Source organism: Paraburkholderia tuberum STM678 (assembly GCF_902833905.1).
Lineage (GTDB): Bacteria > Pseudomonadota > Gammaproteobacteria > Burkholderiales > Burkholderiaceae > Paraburkholderia > Paraburkholderia tuberum.
On sequence record NZ_CADFGP010000001.1, the window covers coordinates 117,453 to 135,796 of the forward strand.

Annotated in this window: 11 protein-coding genes; 7 read left to right on the forward strand and 4 right to left on the reverse strand. The window is 63.5% G+C overall.

Annotated features, from left to right (window positions below; genetic code table 11):
- Positions 1-92 precede the first annotated feature (92 nt).
- The 7 genes from tssJ to HWY30_RS00565 all read left to right on the forward strand — a co-directional run bounded on the left by tssJ (position 93) and on the right by HWY30_RS00565 (position 13,768).
- Complete coding sequence (gene tssJ / locus HWY30_RS00535) at positions 93-638, forward strand: type VI secretion system lipoprotein TssJ (protein WP_090810698.1); 546 nt, start codon at positions 93-95, stop codon at positions 636-638.
- Positions 639-643: 5 nt separating this feature from the next.
- Positions 644-1,993, forward strand: a complete 1,350-nt coding sequence (tssK, locus tag HWY30_RS00540) for a type VI secretion system baseplate subunit TssK (protein ID WP_090810700.1) — start codon at positions 644-646, stop codon at positions 1,991-1,993.
- Complete coding sequence (gene tssL, locus HWY30_RS00545) at positions 1,990-3,324, forward strand: type VI secretion system protein TssL, long form (RefSeq protein ID WP_090810701.1); 1,335 nt, start codon at positions 1,990-1,992, stop codon at positions 3,322-3,324. Before tssK ends, tssL begins: the two co-directional genes overlap by 4 nt.
- A 13-nt stretch (positions 3,325-3,337) precedes the next feature.
- A complete protein-coding gene (tssM, locus tag HWY30_RS00550) occupies positions 3,338-7,303 on the forward strand; it encodes a type VI secretion system membrane subunit TssM (RefSeq protein WP_090810703.1) in 3,966 nt (1,321 codons plus the stop codon).
- A 33-nt stretch (positions 7,304-7,336) separates the two neighbouring features.
- Positions 7,337-9,961 (forward strand): type VI secretion system Vgr family protein, encoded by a 2,625-nt coding sequence (locus tag HWY30_RS00555; protein ID WP_090810705.1) that lies wholly within the window; start codon positions 7,337-7,339, stop codon positions 9,959-9,961.
- Positions 9,962-10,050: 89 nt separating this feature from the next.
- Positions 10,051-10,317 carry a PAAR domain-containing protein gene (locus tag HWY30_RS00560; RefSeq protein ID WP_090810707.1) on the forward strand — a complete coding sequence of 89 codons (267 nt, stop codon included), beginning with the start codon at positions 10,051-10,053 and terminating at the stop codon, positions 10,315-10,317.
- 16 nt (positions 10,318-10,333) lie between these two features.
- Positions 10,334-13,768 carry an RHS repeat-associated core domain-containing protein gene (locus HWY30_RS00565; protein WP_090810710.1) on the forward strand — a complete coding sequence of 1,145 codons (3,435 nt, stop codon included), beginning with the start codon at positions 10,334-10,336 and terminating at the stop codon, positions 13,766-13,768.
- Here the strand turns inward: HWY30_RS00565 and HWY30_RS00570 are convergent.
- The 4 genes from HWY30_RS00570 to tssG form a co-directional block, all read right to left on the reverse strand.
- Positions 13,673-15,076, reverse strand: a complete 1,404-nt coding sequence (locus HWY30_RS00570) for a GlcNAc-transferase family protein (protein ID WP_090810712.1) — start codon at positions 15,074-15,076, stop codon at positions 13,673-13,675. The genes HWY30_RS00565 and HWY30_RS00570 overlap by 96 nt on opposite strands.
- Positions 15,077-15,117: 41 nt before the next feature.
- Positions 15,118-16,134 (reverse strand): fimbrial protein, encoded by a 1,017-nt coding sequence (locus HWY30_RS00575; protein ID WP_090810714.1) that lies wholly within the window; start codon positions 16,132-16,134, stop codon positions 15,118-15,120.
- A gap of 72 nt (positions 16,135-16,206) precedes the next feature.
- A complete protein-coding gene (locus tag HWY30_RS00580) occupies positions 16,207-17,280 on the reverse strand; it encodes a type VI secretion system protein TssA (protein ID WP_090810716.1) in 1,074 nt (357 codons plus the stop codon).
- Entirely contained in the window at positions 17,277-18,344 is a 1,068-nt protein-coding gene (gene tssG, locus HWY30_RS00585; protein WP_090811834.1) for a type VI secretion system baseplate subunit TssG, read from the reverse strand. Before tssG ends, HWY30_RS00580 begins: the two co-directional genes overlap by 4 nt.

An 18,344-nucleotide genomic window follows, 5' to 3' on the forward strand; every position in this document is an offset into this window, starting at 1 on the left:
GCCGTGTCAAGGTTGTTAACCGGGATGCCCGGCTGGATGCAGGCATCCTGGTTCATTCAGGGCGATGTGCGAGATCACCTTGATACCGTCAGATGGTTTCGATCTTTTTTTCCCGCTTCGCGATATGGCTGCGTATCGGAGGCTGGCTAGCCCTAAGCGGGGCGAGCGCATGGCTGTCCGGGTGCGCTACCGCGTCGGCTCCCGTTGTCAAGGAGCGAACGACCCTCCGGCTTCAGATCGCGGCAAACGAGAACGTCAATCCGAACGAGTGGGGAACGGCGGCGCCGATCCTCGTGCGGGTCTACGAACTGAAGTCGCCGACGGCGTTTCAAACCGGCGACTTTTTCACGCTGCAAAGCGACGACAAAAAAATCCTTGGCGACGACGTGCTGGTCGTTGACGAATTTATTCTGCGTCCCGGCGATACACGCGAGATCGTCCGGAAGTCGAACCCCGCCTCTACCGCAATTGGCGTGCTGGCCGGCTACCGGGATCTCGGGAAATCGGTCTGGCGCGCGGTTTACCGGTTGCCAATCGCGCCCGACGCCGCATGGTACAGGATGGCTCTTCCAGACAAGGAACAGAAGCTGACGATCCAGCTCGATCAACGCACTGTTTCGATTTCAAAGTCAGACTAATTTCGATGAGTTGGTATAGCAAAGTTGTTTGGAGCGAAGGACTCTTCCTGCGCCCGCAATTGTTTCAGCAGCAGGAGCGGTATTTCGAGTCGTTCGCGCATCGCCGGAGCGCGCCGCTGAGCCCGTTTTTCTGGGGCTTCAGCCGTTATGAAATCGATCAGGAATCGCTCGCGTTCGGCAAGCTGGTGTTCAAGAGCGGGCTCGGCGTATTTCCAGACGGCACACCGTTCGAGGTGCCTGGCCTGACGCTGCCCCCGCCCCCACTGACGATCGGACCGGAACATCAGGAGCAGGTGATTTACCTGGCGGTCCCGCTTCGCTTGCCTAACACCGAGGAAACCGCCTTCACCGAGCAGAGCGGATCGCTGGCCCGTTACCATGCGTACGACGCCGAACTGCGCGACAGCAACGCGATCGGCCAAGGTCCGAAGCCCGTCCAACTCTCGAATCTGCGCTTGCGGCTGTTGCCCGAGAAAGAGCTGACGCAGTCGTGGATCGGGCTTGCGCTGACGCGCGTGAAGGCGCTGCACGCCGACGGCGCCGTGTCGCTGCACAGCGCCGACCACATTCCGCCCGTGACCGGTTACGGCGCGAATCCACTGCTGCGCGAATGGGCGATGCAGCTGCACGGCCTCGCGCGACTACGCGCCGACGCGCTCGCCGCCCGTCTGTCAGGTGCTGATGGCCGTACGGGCGCGGCGGCCGAAGTGGCCGACTATCTGCTGCTCCAGGTGCTCAATCGCTATGAGCCGCTGCTGGAGTATATTTGCCAACTCGAGGAGACCGCGCCGGTGACCCTGTATCGCGAGCTCGCGCTTTTCGCGGGCGAGCTTTCGACCTTCGTGCGTCCGCAAACGCGGCGTCCGCGGGCGGCGCCGGGCTATGACCATGCGCAGCTCTACCGCAGTATCAGGCCCCTCGTCGAGGAGGTTCACTATCTGTTGAACCAGGTGTTGATTCGTGGTGCGCAGCCCATTCCGCTTACGGAGCAGGCGCATGGCATCCGTACGGCCGCCATGCTGCCGAACGAATTGGCCGGCTATTCGAGCCTCGTGCTCGCCGTGGGCGCGCAGATGCCTTCCGAATTGCTGCAGCAGCAGTTTCTTGCCCAAACGAAGATCAGTCATCCGCAGCGCTTGCCGGAGTTGATCCGTTCGCACCTGCCGGGTCTGACAGTAGCGGCGCTGCCGGTTCCTCCGCGCCAGATTCCGTTCAACTCGGGCTTTATCTATTTCGAACTGTCGCGTACCGGACCGTTCTGGGAACAGATTGCGCGGCACGGAGGGCTTGCCATGCATGTCGCCGGGCACTTCCCGGAACTCAAGCTTGAGCTGTGGGGCGTGCGTCAAAAATGAGTACCGGTGCATACGGGGACGACGCGTTCGAGTTTCTGTTGAACCCCGACAACTCTGCTTCTGGCCAGAGCCAGCCGTCTGCCAGTCCCGCTGGGCGTCCCACAACCGCGGGTGTCGCCAATCAGGAACCGGTGGTCGATGCGGCCGCGTTCGATCCGCCGGAACAAGTGCAGACGCGTCTGGAGCGCATGAAGGCTGCGCGCAATCCGTTGTGTGAAGCCGCGCAGCCTTTGTTGCGCATGCTGGCGGACATGCCGGCTTCGCTCGATTCGTTGGCTGCGGTCGCGAGCTTGCGCTCGCTGCTGGTGCGTGAGGTCGCCGCATTCCAGAAGGTCTGCGACAAAGCGAGTTTGCCGTGGAAGCACGTGGCGGCTGTCCGTTACGCGCTGTGCACCGCGCTCGACGAAGCCGCCAACCGCACGCGTTGGGGAAGCGGCGGAATTTGGGCCGCGGGGGGGCTGCTGCTCAAGTTCGAAGGAGAAGTGGACGGCGGCGAGAAGTTCTTCCTGCTGATCGGCCGCATGGCAACGGATCCCCAGGAGTACATCGACGTCCTCGAGGTGTTGTATCGCATTCTCAGCCTTGGATTCGAAGGACGCTACAGCGTTGCCGCGGACGGTCCACGTCATCTGGAGCAGATCCGGCAGCGAATGCTGACGCTTATCAGCGGCACGCGGGACACGATGCGGCTCGAACTGTCGCCGCACTGGCGCGGCGAGGAGCCGGGCAGGATGCGGCTGCTGAAAAGCGTGCCGGTCTGGGCGACGGCGGGCGTCGCTGCGCTATGTGTGTTCTCGCTGTTCGCCTGGTACAAGTATCGGCTTCTGGCGCAAAGCAATGCGCTGGAAGCGAAGATTCTCGCGATCGGAGAGCCGGTCAAGGTCGCGGCTCCGGTCGTTCACGAGCGCTTGCGCCTGTCGATTTTGCTGAAAGACGAGATCGCTCGCGGCCTGCTCTCCGTCGAAGAGACCGCGAGCAGCAGCCGGGTCGTGTTCCGTGGCGACTACGTGTTCCTGCCGGGGCAAAGCCGCATTCGACCGGAACTGGATCCGGTGTTGACCAAGGTCGCGCAGGAGGTCGTCCGGGTCGGCGGCAATGTCACGGTGACCGGGCACACCGACAACCAGCCGATTCATACGGCGGAGTTTCCTGACAACCTGGTGCTATCGGAAAGGCGCGCCGCGTTCGTCGCCGACGTATTGAAGGCGCACGGCATGCCCGGCAATCGCATCGAGGCTGTCGGCAAGGGCGATACACAACCTGTCGCGGACAACAGTACAGCGGAAGGTCGTTCCCGCAATCGACGCGTGGAAGTCTTCGTCACGCATTAACGGGAAAGCCTTGATGTCTTATTTGAACCGCTTATCGAAACTTGTGCTCACGCGCCAGACGCTGGTGCTCGCCGCGATCCTCGTGACGGCTGTGGCCGTCTGGTTCGTGGGACCTCTGATTGCATTTGGCGACTACCGCCCACTCGAGAGCGTGCTCTCGCGCACGCTGTCGATCGTCGTGCTGTTATTGCTGCTGCTGTTCTGGCTGCTCGGCTGGTCGCCTGGCGTCATCGGCGTCGCGTTGCTGTGTCTCGCGCTCTGGTATTTCGGACCGATACTCGCGTTCGGCCAAACGCATCCACTCGGCACCACATGGTCCCGCGTGCTGCTGATCTCGGTGCTGCTTGCCTGCTACGCGATCTATGGGCTGTATCGTCTGTGGCGGGCAGTGCGCAGCGATGACGTGCTGCTGCAGCGCGTTCTGAACCCGTTCACGAAGAAGTCGGCCGCGACCCCTGTCGCACGAGACGAAATCCGCGCGCTTCACGCGGTCGTCGCGAAGGCCATCGACAAGCTCAAACGCATGCGCGGCGGACCGGCAGGGCTGCGTCGTCTGCTCGAAAGCCAGCGCTATCTGTACGAACTCCCGTGGTACATGGTGGTGGGCTCGCCAGGCGCCGGCAAGACGACGTTGGTCCTGAACTCGGGTCTGGATTTTCCGGAGGCGGATCAGATGGTCGCGGCGTCGCTGAGAAGCCGCGTCGAAACGGCGAACTGCGACTGGTGGTTCGCGAACGACGCGGTGCTGATCGACACCGCTGGCCGCTATACGGTTCAGGACGCAACGTCGCAAGACGCCGCGAAGGTTGACGTCCATCCGGAAGACCTGCAGAGCGTGAACGAGGCCGAGTGGCGCGGCCTTCTGGGGCTGCTTCGCAAGCGGCGCCCGCGCGCGCCGATCAACGGTGCGTTGCTGGTCGTTTCAATCGAAGAGTTGTTGACGCGCCCAGCGCCCGAACGAAAGGCGCTCGCCGCGTCGATGCGCGCTCGGCTCGGCGAGTTGCGCCAGCAGTTGGGGATTCGATTCCCCGTCTACGTGCTCGTCACGAAGCTCGATCTGCTGCCCGGCTTCGGGGAGTATTTCCAGTCGTTGACGGCGGAAAGCCGCGCGCAGATTTTCGGCTTCACACTGCCTTATCAGGAAGCGGCGGAACAACACGGGCGCGACACACTGCGCCTGAACTGCGCGGCCGAAATGCGTGAGCTGGAGCAGGGACTCGAAGACGGCGTCAACACGAGGCTGCAAGAGGTGTACGAGGTCGATCTGCGCAAGAAACTTTATGCGCTGCCGTCAGAATTTCGTAGCCTGTGCGCGGAACTCAATGAATTGCTCGCGCTGGTGTTTCTCGATTCGAAATACGACGACACGCAGTTGAACAGCACGCTGCGCGGCGTCTATTTCACGAGCGCGGCGCAAACTCACGAGGCCGTGTCCGCCGACAGCTCCACGCTCTTGCAGCGGCTGCGTCGCGGGCTCGCGGGTTTATTTGGTGCCGCGCCGAATACGGTCTCGCCGTCGTCCGGCGACGCGACGCCTACCGGCTATCGCGGCTATTTCTTGCGCAATCTGTTTCAGCGCGTGATCCTGGCCGAAGCGCATCTGGTGCGGCCGAACCTGTACTGGGAAGTCCGCTTCCGCGCGTTGCGTCTTATCGGACATCTGCTCGCGATCGTCGTGGCGGTGTGGCTGATTGGTGCGCTCGTCGTGAGCTTCGGCAACAACCGCGAGTATCTCGCCGCGATCGATGGCAAGGCCAATGCGCTCGCCGCGCGGGTCTTGTCGCAACGGAAGGCGCCACAGCCCGGGACGATGGGGACGCTTCTGTCGGCGTCGCGTGACCTGCCTCAGTTCGACGGCATGGACCTCGACAGTCCCGGTGTTGCATGGCACTACGGGCTCTACACGGCGCCCGCCATCCGCGCCGCGGCCGGCGAGACTTACAACAATCTGCTGAAACAGATGCTGCTGCCGCAAGTCGTCGGCCGGCTCGAAACGGTGCTCGATACGCAAATCGGCGTACAGGACGCGGACGGCGTTTATCGCACGCTGATGGTCTACCTGATGCTGTTCGATGGCTCGCACTACGACGCGAAAGCGGTCAAGGCATGGGTGCTCGGCGACTGGGAACACGCCAACAGCGTCGCATCGCTCGGCGAGCGCAACGTGATGGCGCGTCACCTCGATGCGTTGATCGTGGAAGGGGTGCCCGCGGTGCCGGCAAGACCGGTGAATGCACGGCTCGTGCGCCGCGCGCGCGAGTTCCTTGGCCGCAATCCGGCGTCCGGACGGCTCTACGAACGTGCGATGAACGCCATGGCTCCCGAGGCGCCCGAGAACGTCACGCTGCTGAGCGCCGCGGGTCCGCAGGCCACTACCGTGTTCCTGCTGGCCGGCGGTTCGACGCTCGCGCGAGGTATCCCCGGTCTCTATACCTACGACGGCTATCACGCCGTTTTTAACAAGCGCCTCCCTGATTTTCTCGAGCAGGCGCGAAAACAGGACGCCTGGGTGATGGGCGAGGCCGATGCATCGGCGCGGCGGCGGCGGATGGCAAACGGCAACGCACCGCGCAAGGACAGGCTCGCCGACGATATCCGTCGCCAATACCTGACCGACTATGGCAATTACTGGAGCCAGTTTCTCGACGACGTGAGACCGGTGTCCGGCAGCGAAGGCACCCTGGCGCCCGATTTGCAGACGCTGCGTACGCTGGCTGCGCCGGATTCGCCGCTGGCGAGACTCGCGCGAACGGCCGCGCGCGAGACGTCGCTGTCGATCGTTGATGGCGCGGACGAGCCGTCGGCCGCCGGTAGTGCCATCAACGTGATCATGCGTCGCTCGCAGGCGGCGCGCGCAGCGAGCGCCGTGGCCGCAACCGCCACGATCGGTCAGCTCGCGCAACAGAAGATGGAACGTGAACTGGTCGACAGACGCTTTGCCGCGCTGCGCGAAGTCGTGACCGGCCAGGCCGATAGCGGGAGCCCGCTGCCTGGCGGCAGCGGCGTGCTGCAGCTGGGCGGCGTCATCGGGCTGATCAACGAGCAGTACACGCGATTGATGACGGCCGGCGACGTGCTCGCCACCAACAGCATGCCGCCCACGGACGACCTCGGCTCCACGATGCAGCTCGAGGCGCAGAAGCTTCCGCCGCCGTTTCGGGCCGTGCTCGCGGGCCTCGCGTCGCAGTCGATGCGTAAGGTGGACCGCAATGTCGGCTCCCTGCTCACGATGCAGGTCGAATCGAGCGTTGGCGCGCAATGCCGCCGTGCTGTCGAAGGCAAATATCCGTTTGCCGCGAGCGCCCAGGAAGTCGACATCGACGATTTCAATCGCGTGTTCGCGGCCGGCGGCCTGCTCGACGACTTTTTCCACAAGACGCTCGCCAGCCGCGTCGATACGAGCATGCGGCCATGGCGCTATAAGCCGGTCAGCCCCGGCATGCCGCCCATGCAGGGACCGGGCCTCGAACCGTTCGAGCGCGCCGCGGCGATCCGTCAGACATTTTTCCGCGATCCCGGCGCGACCCGGATGTCGTGGAACGCGGGCCTCAAGGTCGTGTCGCTGGACCCCGAGATTACCGATCTGCTCATTGACGTCGACGGGCAAAACCTGCGCTATGCGCATGGTCCGGTCACGACGTCCCCGATCACCTGGCCGGGGCCGCGCGGCGGTTCGATGGCCGGCCTCACCGCGAATCCGCGCGTGCGTCCGGACACGTCGACCGTCATGACCGAAGGTCCGTGGGCGCTGTTCCGTCTGATCGACCGGGGCCGCGTGACGTCGACGTTGTCGTCGAGCCGCTCGGCGGTGGACTTCAATTTCGACGACCGGCACGCGGTCATCGAACTGACATCGGGCGGACAGTCAGGACCGCAACTCACGGCGTTGCTGCGCGATTTTCGTTGTCCCGGTAGCGGACACGCGATGGGACGGCGAGCGGACGCGTCGTCAGGCTCCGCATTCGCCGACGAGCTGTAGCGTCTTTTCGATATAGAGAATTTAGAGGAGTGCATGTCAAGTAATCCCTTGAACGCGATAAGTGTGCAAAGCCGCGCAGTGACCGTATCCAGCGCGGCGATACCGCGGTGGCCGGGGCAGACCGCGGACGGACAGACGCAGCCGGCGCTGGAGTTCATGTCACTGAACGGCGACGAGCATCTCGGCAAGCTGTTTGAGTACGAACTGCTGTTGCGCACGCCTGACGATTACACGGTACCGCTTGCCGTCAGTGCCAACCTCGACCTGAAGGCACTGCTAGGCAAGGAAATGACCGTCGCGATCGACCTCCAGCCGAGCGCCGACACCGAGGCATGTCAGCGCGAAATCACCGGACTCGTCGTCGCCGCGCAATACCTGCGTCGGGAAGGCCGCTACAACGTCTATCGTGTCGTGCTGAAGCCGTGGCTGTGGCTGGCGACCCTGACGACCGACTACAAGATTTTCCAGAACAGGACGGTCATCGAGATCATCGACGAGGTGCTGAAGGACTATCCGTACCCGGTCGAAAAGCGCCTCGACGTGAGCCGCTATGCGCTCGAGGGTGAGAGTCCGACCAACGAACCGCGCACGTTCCAGGTCCAGTACGGCGAGACCGATTACGACTTCATTCATCGCCTGATGGAAGAGTGGGGCATCTACTGGTTTTTCGAGCATGCCGACGGCAAGCACCGGCTCGTGCTGTGCGACCACATTGGCGCGCACCGCCACTCGCCGAACCCGTCATACCGGACGCTGGCGTTCCAACCGCAGGGCGGCAAGACCGACACCGAATACATCAGCGCGTTTTCGACGGCCGAAGTCTTGTGCACCGGTCACTACGTGACGAGCGACTTCGACTTCACGCGTTCGCGCGCCGACATGCGGGCGATCAATCAGCAACCGCGCGACACCAGTTGGAACCTGCTCGAGCGCTACGACTGGCCGGGAGACTACACCGACAGCAGCCACGGTGAACTGCTGGCGCGTACGCGCATGGAAGCACTGCGCGCGCCGGGTACGCGAGCGCAAGGCGAAGGTAACGTACGGGGACTCGCGTGCGGGCAGACGTTCGTGTTGACCAACTACGACTATACGGCCGCGAACTGCGAATACCTCGTCATCGGTACGAAGCTCGACCTGACCGGTACGCCGGACGAATCGGGTAGCGGCTACGAATACACCTGCAGCAACAAGTTCGACGTGCAACCGACAAGCGAAGTTTTCAGACTGCCGCGGGAGACCTCGAAGCCGGTCGTCAACGGGCCGCAGTCGGCTGTCGTCGTGGGTCCCGAGGGCAAGGAACTGTGGACCGACGAATTCGGCCGCGTGAAGGTCCGCTTCGTCTGGGACCGTTACGGCCGAAACGTCGAAACCGACTCCTGCTGGGTCCGTGTGAGCCAGGCGTGGGCCGGTCAGGGTTTCGGTGGCATCTACATTCCGCGCATCGGCCAGGAAGTCATCGTCGACTTCTGGAACGGCGACCCGGATCGTCCGCTGATCACCGGGAGCCTGTACAACGCGGCGACGCGTCCGCCCTATGACCTGCCAGGCAACGCGACGCAGAGCGGTTTCATGAGCCGGTCGATGGAAGGGGGCCTGCAGAACTACAACAGCATCCGCTTCGAGGACAAGGCGGGTGCCGAGGAATTCACTTTGCAGGCGGAACGGGACATGAACCGCCTGACGAAGCTGAATGAGTCACACGTCGTCGGTGCCGACTACACGATCGGCGTGGCCGCGGCGCACAGCATGACCGTCGGCGCGACGTCCAGCACGATCGTCGGCGGCAAGTACTCGGTAAGGGTGAAGGGTGTCGCCTTCTATTCCGTGGGTCTTGCACACTTTGTCTCGATTGGCGGGGCGGAGGAGACCGCGGTTGGGGGTGCCTCCCTTCTGACGGTGGGCGGTGCACGTACGGTCACGGTTGGTGGCGCGTCGACGCACGCGGTAGGCGGAGCCTATTCGCTGTCGGCCGGGAAGGCGCTGTCTATCGTGTGCGGCAAGTCCTCGCTGACCATGAACAAGGATGGCGAGATCAAGCTCATCGGTAAGTCGATCCGCATCCAGGGTGACACCCGTGTCGTGGTGCAAGGCACGCCGCTGGACCTTAACCCCGGTGACAAGGAATGCGGCAGCTCAGTGACGGTGCCAGTTCCTGTAGTGGTGCTCGATGCGCTGGACGTTCCAGGTATTCCGTCTCCTCCATCGGACGAGCCGCTTCCGACGATATGTCCGCTTCCGACGGAAGAACCACTGCCGTCGGAAGAGCCGCCGCCATCGGAAGAGCCGGCACCGTCGGAGGAGCCAGCACCATCGGAAGAACCGCTGCCATCGGAAGAGCCGGCACCGTCGGAAGAACCGCCGCCGTCCGAAGAGCCGCCGCCGTCCGAAGAGCCGCCGCCGTCGGAGGAGCCGCCGCCCTCGGAAGAGCCGGCGCCATCGGAAGAACCGCCGCCCTCGGAGGAACCGCCGCCCTCGGAGGAGCCGCCGCCCTCGGAAGAGCCGGCACCATCGGAAGAGCCGGCACCATCGGAAGAACCGCCGCCGTCGGAGGAACCGCCGCCATCGGAAGAGCCGCCACCGTCGGAAGAGCCGCCGCCCTCGGAGGAACCGCCGCCGCCGATCGAAACACCGCCCGCAACCGGCTCAGACGCGTAACAGCATATTTCGGAATACCGTGCAGACGGCGAATGCCTTCGCGCATCGCCCTGCACGGATGTTCAGTTTCCATGAGGAGAAAATCGATCATGTTTCCAGCGGCTCGCAAAGGCGATGCGATCGGACACGGCGGTTCGATCGTCTCGGGTTCCCCGACGGTCTTCATCAATCGATTGCCTGCGGCGCTCGTCGGTATGAGCTCTGCCGTTTGCGCGCTGCACCCGTGCTCGCAAGCTGTGGTCGCGGGTTCGGGTACGGTGTTGATCAACAACGTGCCGGCGGCATTGGTTGGCGGCAAGGTTTCGTGTGGCGCGCCGTGTTCCGCTGGCTCGCCAGACGTGCGCATCGGTTCATGATGACGATGGGGGCCATGTGACGACGGGAGTCGCGGGAATCGGCGGCGAGCTGGTCGGCTTGCCCGGCGTCGTATTGCCCCTCGCCAGTGTCGGACCGTTGCTCGATCGCTGTGAGCGGCTCGGCGACGTCGTCGACCGCTTTCGGATGCGTCGCGCGCTGTCGGGCATTCTGTGCGGCTCGGTCGAGGTAATCAGCGGCAGCAAAGTCTGCCTACCTACCGACGAAACCGACTTCAGGCTGCGAGGCCGTCTTCCGCTCGTATGGTCGCGTTGTTATTCGAGCGCGCAGCACGCGCTCGGGCTGCTCGGCGTCGGTTGGCGCACGAGTTGGGAAGTCACGCTGCACAAGCGGGACGATCAACTGCTCTACACCGACGAATACGGCAGCACGCTCAGCGTGCCGTTTCCCGGGCGCGGGTCGCAGGTAATTGCGGCGGCTGCGCAGTTGCACATCGCGCATCTGAGCGACGGACGCCTCGTCGTCGCGGATCTGACGCCGCATTACCGCGTGTTCGGCGACTTCGACGCGAACGGAATCGCACGGCTCAAATACGTCGAGGATCTTCGTCAGCAGCGGATCGGCCTGATCTGGGATCCCGGCGGGCGCTTGCTGCGCATGCGTGGAACCTGCGGCCACGAGCTGCGCATGCACTACGAAGCGCGGATGGGCGCGCGTCTGAGCGTTGTCGAGTGTGTCGACGGCGGTCCCACCGGCGCGCTGGTCCAGTACGGCTACAGCCAGCGCGGCGAACTCACCGAGGTACGCAACCGGGTCGGCGAAATCGTGCGTCGCTTTGCATACCGCGATGGGCGGATCGTCGAAGAAGCAGACGCGCTCGGAATGGCGACACGCTATGTGTGGCAGACGATCGGCGGCGCCGCGCGCGTGATTCGACGAGTCACGTCAGAAGGCGCGCGTGAGCGCTTCGCCTACGACTTCGATAGCCGGACCAGTGAGGGCAGCGACGTCTTCGGCAACACGGCGCATTGGCAATACGACGAGCAGGGCCGCGTGCTGTCGCACACAGACTTCGACGACCGGCACTACCGGTTCGACTACGGCGACGCCGTCGCGCCGCTCACCATGCAACTGCCCGGCGAGCGGGTGGTTCACGTCGAATACGACGGGCTCGGACGCGTCGCGTGTGAGACGGATCGCGAGGGCGCAACCCGCTCGACGCAGTATGCGTTTGCGTCACGCGAGCCCGTGTCAGTTGCGTTGAGCGATGGCCGTGTGTGGATGTGGGCACGCAACGATCGCTTGCAGCCGTTGCACTATCAAACCCCGTCTGGAGAATTCACGCGTTTCGACTATGGTGACGATGGCGATGTCGTGTGCTCGACGGATGCGCAGGGGGTCGCCACGACCTTCGCGCATAACGCGTGGGGGCAGGTGACACGTTGCACCGGAGTTGGCGGAAGCACGACGGACTACGAGTATGACGTCAATGGTTACGTGGTCAGTGTGACCGACGCGCTCGGCGCGGTCACGCGAATCGAGCGCGATGGGCTCGGCCGACCGTTGACCATCACGCGTCCGGACGGACAGGCCGAGCGTCATGTGTGGAATGCGGCTGGCCAGCGGACGTCGTTCGTCGGCCCGAGTGACCGAAGCCGGCACTGGTATCGAGACCGGCGTGGCAATGTCGTACGCGCGGTCGACGAAGAGGGGCACGTGATCGTGCGTCGATACGATGCGCATGGGCGCCCGGTTCGAATCGAAAGCGCGAACGGCGCGGTGCAGTTGCTTCGGTGGAATGCGAGCAGTTGCCTGTCGATCACGGATGCCGATGGCGTGGAACGCAACTTCGACTATGCGGATACCGGGCAGGTCCGTTGTCTCACGTGGAAGGCGGGCGCGCAACAGCGTCGCGAAACGTTCGACTACGACCGCGCGGGCCGTCTGATCCGGCGTGAGACCGCGCACAACCGCTATATGTATCGCTACGGGCCGCGCGGATTGCTCGACTGCGTGAGCCGCGAGCCAACACGAGAAGGCGAGCTACTCGGAATCGGAGCGGATGAGATCCGCTTCGAACACGACGCCGGTGACCGTCTGATCGCCGAGCACGGCGCAAACGGCACACTGCGCTACACATACGACGTCGTTGGCCGCCTTGTCGCGATTCAACTGCCACAGGGGCAGGAGTTGCGTATGCGTCGCTTCGAAACTGGCGCTGTCGCGTTCGTCGAACTGGACGATCGACAGATTGCGCGCTTCTGGTATGACGCGATGAGGCGTCCGGTTGCGCGCACGCAAGGCCGTTTGCGCACGCATACGGGCTATTCGCCGCTCGGCTTGCCGGTGTGGTGGCGCTCGGTGACGGGGCGCGACGTGGATACGCCGGGCTGCGCGACAGAACCTGTCGCCGGATTGTGGCGCGAAGCCGATTACAGTCTCGCTGACGTGATCGTCAGGACGGGCGCCGAGGCCGACGGTCAGACGTGGTACGACTACGACCGGCGTGGCTGTCTGTTGCGCTCGGTGTCGGAGAAGGGGGACATCGAGTATTTCACGTGGGACGCCGCTGGCAATCTGCTCGATACGCCTGGCGGCAGCTGGTTCCCGGCCGTGTATCCCGACCACCGGTTACGGGAGTGCCGCGGACATCGTTATGACTATGATGTGTGGGGGCAATTGGTGCGTAGGCGTGGCCGCAACCATACGCTATCGCTCGATTGGGATGCGGAGGGGCACGTCATCGCCGCGCATCGCAAGGGCTATACCGTGCGCTATCAGTACGACCCAATCGGACGGCGTATCGGCAGGCGTGTCGAACCCGCTTCGTCACGGCGCGCGCAGCAGTCATCGACGCCGGAACAGGACGAACTCACGCGCTATTTGTGGCAAGGACACAGACTGATCCAGCAGCAGCGCGCGATGGAACTGCGCACGTACCTGTATCAACCCGAGCCCGACCGCTCAACCGGCTTCGCGCCGCTCGCTTGCGTGGACCAGACCCTCGCCGATGATGGCGCGATCAAGAACACGCAGGTCTATCACTATCACACTGACGCCGCCGGTACGGCCGTCGCGCTCACGGATGAGACCGGCCAGGTGGCATGGCGCGGGCGTTACCGGGCGTGGGGCAGTCTCGTGACGCCGGAGTGGCCAAGCAGCGACGCGTTTGCGCAGCCGCTTCGTTATGCCGGCCAATACGCGGACGACGAAACCACGCTGTACTACAACGGTGCGCGTTTTTATGATCCTCACGCGGGCCGCTACATCAGCCCCGATCGCAACGGCGAAGGCGGAGCCAGTCCGTATCGCTACGCGCCGAATCCGCTGACGTGGTGCAATCCTGTCGGCCGCGCGACGCCGGAGGCGTTTCCGTGCGTCGTCGTCGCGGATGCGTCATGCATCGATGGCGCACCGGACCCGGCTCAATACCTTGCCGGCGTCGTCGAACAACTCCACGACGTAGCAAGCTGGGAGCTGGCCAAGTTCTGATTCGAAAGTCACGTGGAAGTCGAGCCAGCCGTTTTTCCGGTATCGGGAAAGACCGCTGCCGTCGACGGTCTCGCGGCGCAGTACCGTCTCGTCGTTGCCGTAAATCACGACGGTGACTGACGTCGCGGCCCGCAGCGCGTGCTCGACGCCGGGCGTGACCAGATGCCTGTCGAATCCATTCTGATGTACGCACACACGGACGTCGTTTGCGCGTAGCAGAGAAGCTTTCCATGTCGCTTCGTCGGGACGTTGCGTGCCCGCGACTGGTGGAACATCATTCAATACCGACTGCTGGACACCGCGCCACTTGAAGCCGATGCCCGCGTAGGCCTCGTAATCGGCGAGCGTGCGTTCCGCTCCGAGTCCATACTTGCCGAACTCAACGTCAGCCAACGTTTCTCCGTCGATACCGAGCAGAGCACGATTGCGCTGCAACGAGCGCTCGTTGCGCTCGTGCCAGGGCTCGTCGATTTCACCCCGTTCCTTGGCCTCGTGATTGTGGTCGTTCCACATCTTGACGCGGTATGAGCGCAGATATTCGTGCCAACCGATCAGCCTGTGCGGACTGTACAGGTCATAGCCGTGGGTGAACGCACGGACGGCAAGCGAAATCTCTTCGCCGTGAAAGAAATAGTCAGGATCGTGCTGGACCGCCTGGGCAAAGTGACCGTCCGCAAATGCGAAGTGCGCGCTGAAGAAGCGCGAACGGACCGGGCGAATGTGCGTTCTCCAGTCGGAGAGCGTCTTCGAGCGAAACAGGACCACCCCTTCCCTGGAAAACCTTGCATAGGCCAATATGCTCGGCTCGTTGCTGGATCGAGCGTCGTCGTTCTCGGGGTCGTACATCGGAAGGTAGGCGGTCAGCACGGGTTTCGGACTTGCATCGCGTAAAGACTCCTGCATCTCGATTGCGAGCGTGTCCCATGCGTCGACGAAGCGGTGGTGCGAATCGAGTTGCAGCGTGTAGCGCTCGCCGCCGTATCGCTGTTGGACCAGATTGCGAGCCCAGCATGCGCCCTGCGTCATCATGTGGGGCACGTCGATCAATTCGATTTTCGCTTCACGATGACTGAGATGTTGGATGGTCCAGCTGTCGGTCTGCTCGGTTCGCCAATTGCCAAAGCCGTGCTGCCAGAATTGGATCATCGTCTCGTCGTGCGCATGCTGCCAGCAGACGATGATCCGTAGTAGATCAGGTTTTCTAGCTTTCTGGATCAAATCCAGCAGGGTGGGGATCAACTGCGGGTCGCGATAACTCGCGATTTGCACGAAGATCGAGTGCGGCGGTGTGACGGATAACTGGGTCATGCGCGTTGATTCTGGTGGACCTTCGTCATTGAATAGTCGATTCAAAGAATGGTCATCGTGACTGTTGCGGTTGCCTGGATCCTGCCTGCGCTCGGCGTTGCTGTTCCGACGCGCAGCACCGTCGCCTCGAGTGCAAACGGCGATTGCATCGCGCCCTGCGGTGTGTGGACGAGGGTGCTCGTCGGATCGTTGGGCCTGAAGATTGTGTTGGTTGAAACATCCCGCAAACGAATCGCGAGATGCGTCGCGCCGGTGTTCTTCAACATGCTGCTATCTTCTGTATCGGGGGTTCCGGAAAGTACGGCAGTAATCGAAGCCGGTGGCGTGGGCCCGGTGCAGAGCACCGTAAAGTCGACTGGCTGGGTTGGCCCGCTTGTGGTCGACACATCTCTTGGGCCGAACGTGCCGAAATCGATGTTCAGTGTGCTGGTATTGACCGAGCAACTTGGAAGAACCTTGACGTTGATGCTGCCGCCCGTGATGGTCACGACCCGACTGCCGTCACCCTCGGCGACGCCGGCTCCCACGGTGTTGAGTATCACGTTGACGTTGCTTGCGATGTCGCCCGTTTTGACCAGTTCGATCTCGAATTGCGAGCCAATGCCGAAGCGCCCATACATAACCTGATCGGGTTCGCCCGCGGGAAAGGAAGGCGTAAACGGAAGTGGCGAGTTCACGCCGGTTGCACGAAGATAGGTCAAACGAAAGCCGATGCCTGGGACGTTCGTGTTATAGACGGTAGCCCCCAATACAACGGACGGCGTTGCGTTGGAATACTGTATTGATACCGTGCCCCCGTTGGTGCAGTCCGCGAAGTTCGCATAGGTCGCGTACGCCGGCGACAAGCCCGTGGCGATCACCGAGCCGACCGGTAACGCCGGATCGATCGATACCGAGCTTTCCCGGAACGGTATGTTGACCGCTAATGGTTGTCCCGCGATGTAGCCTTGAGACAGCAGTTCGGAAATTTGCGAAGGCTTCAACTGGATGCAGGTGGCGAACGCGAAATGGGGTATCGCGAAGCAAACCAGGATAAGAAAATGAATGAGTCTTTTCATTGGAAGTTGTTGGTTGAGCGGCGGACTGAATGGGCTGACAGCGGGGAAAGTCGCACATGCGCGCACGTCGCCTCAACTGTCGGCTACGTCCCATTTAGCGAGTAAATCGGCGGGAATGATATGGGCGAGTTCTGAAAACCGTTTGCCCACCATTCGTTCCGATTGGCGCAGCAAAACAATGACAGGACTGCTCGGTTCGTTTTGCTCGAACCACATGCGTGTTTCCTGAATGGCTGCGAGCGCGCTCCAGCGATCCATTGGAGAAGGCGCAGTGATTGGCAGATCGGTCGGCGCGTCGGACTGCGGTAGCGTCGCCGCAGCCACGATCGCCGCCGCCGGTCCACGCACGCTGTCGTTGTCCTGCTTGTTGTCCTGCTCGTTGACGGCTCGGGCGGGCGCTGGCGCGGACCCGCCGCCGCCCACCCGATGCTGCGCGAATGGCTCCAGCGCTCGGGACAACGCGCCGAGATCGGGCGCGTCGGCGTCGAGCATCTCATCGCACCATGCGGCAATGCGCTGCGTCAGACACTGCGCTTCGACCAGTGCGGCCATTGCCGCGTCGCGTCGGCCCCACAATTCCTTGAGCAACCGGGCGACGGATTCAGGGGCGAGCGCGTCCTTCTGGCGCGGCGTCGCGAATGATTTTTCGATATCGCGCAAATGCAGTTGAAGCCCCGCCGCCCTCGGCATCGGAATGTCGCGCGCATCGGCCAGCGTGCCATCCGGTTCGACGAGTCCGCCGATCGCGTTGGCGAACATCGCCGGGTCTCGCTCGCCTTCGAACACGGGCAGCGGGTGGAGCGCTTCGCCATAGCATTCGAGCATCGCCATCAGCAGTGCCAGTCCGTCGCGCAGGCCAGTCGCGCCGTCGAGCCGGGTTCGGCAACGCAGCAGGATTACCGCGAGGCGGAGGTCTTTTGTCCGCAGCAGCAGCGCGCGGCAGTCGCGTTCAATGTCGGCCCAATTGGCCGTTGGCGGCACGTCGACGAAGTCGCCGTACTGCGCTTCGGCGCGTGGGGCCGCGGCCGCCTGCAGCATCACGAAGGCCGGATCGTATTCGAGATCGGGACCGCAAGGCGCGTGTGCGGAGACCGGTTCGAGCAGATCGGCGTAGCGCAGCACGACGGCGGGAGCGTTGGCGTTCATGCGAGGGAACTCCGGGGTCGGTCGTTGTACTGTTCAGGTTCGAAAACCATGCCGACGACCGGCAGGTCGTCGAGGGAATCACCGAGCCACGTCGAGTAGCCGAGTCTCTGCGACGTGCCGATGCAGGCGGGTGGCGCCGCGCGGGGGTTGACGAGCAGCTTGACCTCCCACGCGTATTCGTGGCCGACGAAGGCTCGCACCCATTCGACGAACGTCGGCAAGTCCTCGCCGTGCGGCGTGAGGCGCAAATACTGATCGAGGTCGAGCGGACCCACGACGAGCCGGAACTTGTGTTGCCGGTCGGGAATTGCCTCGCCGAGTTGGGCGCATTCACCGATGATCGCCGCGGGCCCCGGCACCCCGAGCCTCGTATGTTCCGATGCGCACAGATGGATCCAGTGCGGCACGAATTCTTCGATCGTCATCGGAACACCGAAGTAATGCGAGAGCGTCGCCGCGATGCCGTGCGGAGTCCGCGCCTCGCGCACGAGGTGCGCGGCCGCGCTGTAGCGCGAGTGCGTGGGCAGACAGGACTGCTCCGCCTCGGCCGGGTCGACGCCGATCAGACTGGCGACGTAGAACGAAAACGTTTCGTCGCCGGCACGGTCGAGCGACGCGGTGGCTTGCCCCGATGCCCACGCGCGATAAAACTGCGACAGCGCGCGGTGATGGAACAGATCGACCAGCCCGACGAGCGCATGATCCTGGTGGCTTTCCACACGACTGTGAGCCAGCTCCGTCATATGCAGCGGCAGCGGCCCCTGCGGCCCCCACAGGCCGAGCCCGAACAGCCGCACGTCGAGGCGACCGTCTCGCATGCCGAGCGACGCGATTTCGCGTGGCGCAAACGCCAGAGTGGGTTGCTGACCGATCCGGAACGGCTCTTCTTGCGGCAGACTCGCGGTGCCCGGCAACGGCATCAGCGGATCGCGCGCGGCGATAGCGCGCAGCAGGCTCAGGAAGCCGGACTGCCACGGCGTGTCCGGATCGAACCACGCGTCGAGCGATTGCGGATCGAGCGATGATCGCGTTGGCGCGACGGCGCTCGCCATTGCCCCATCCAT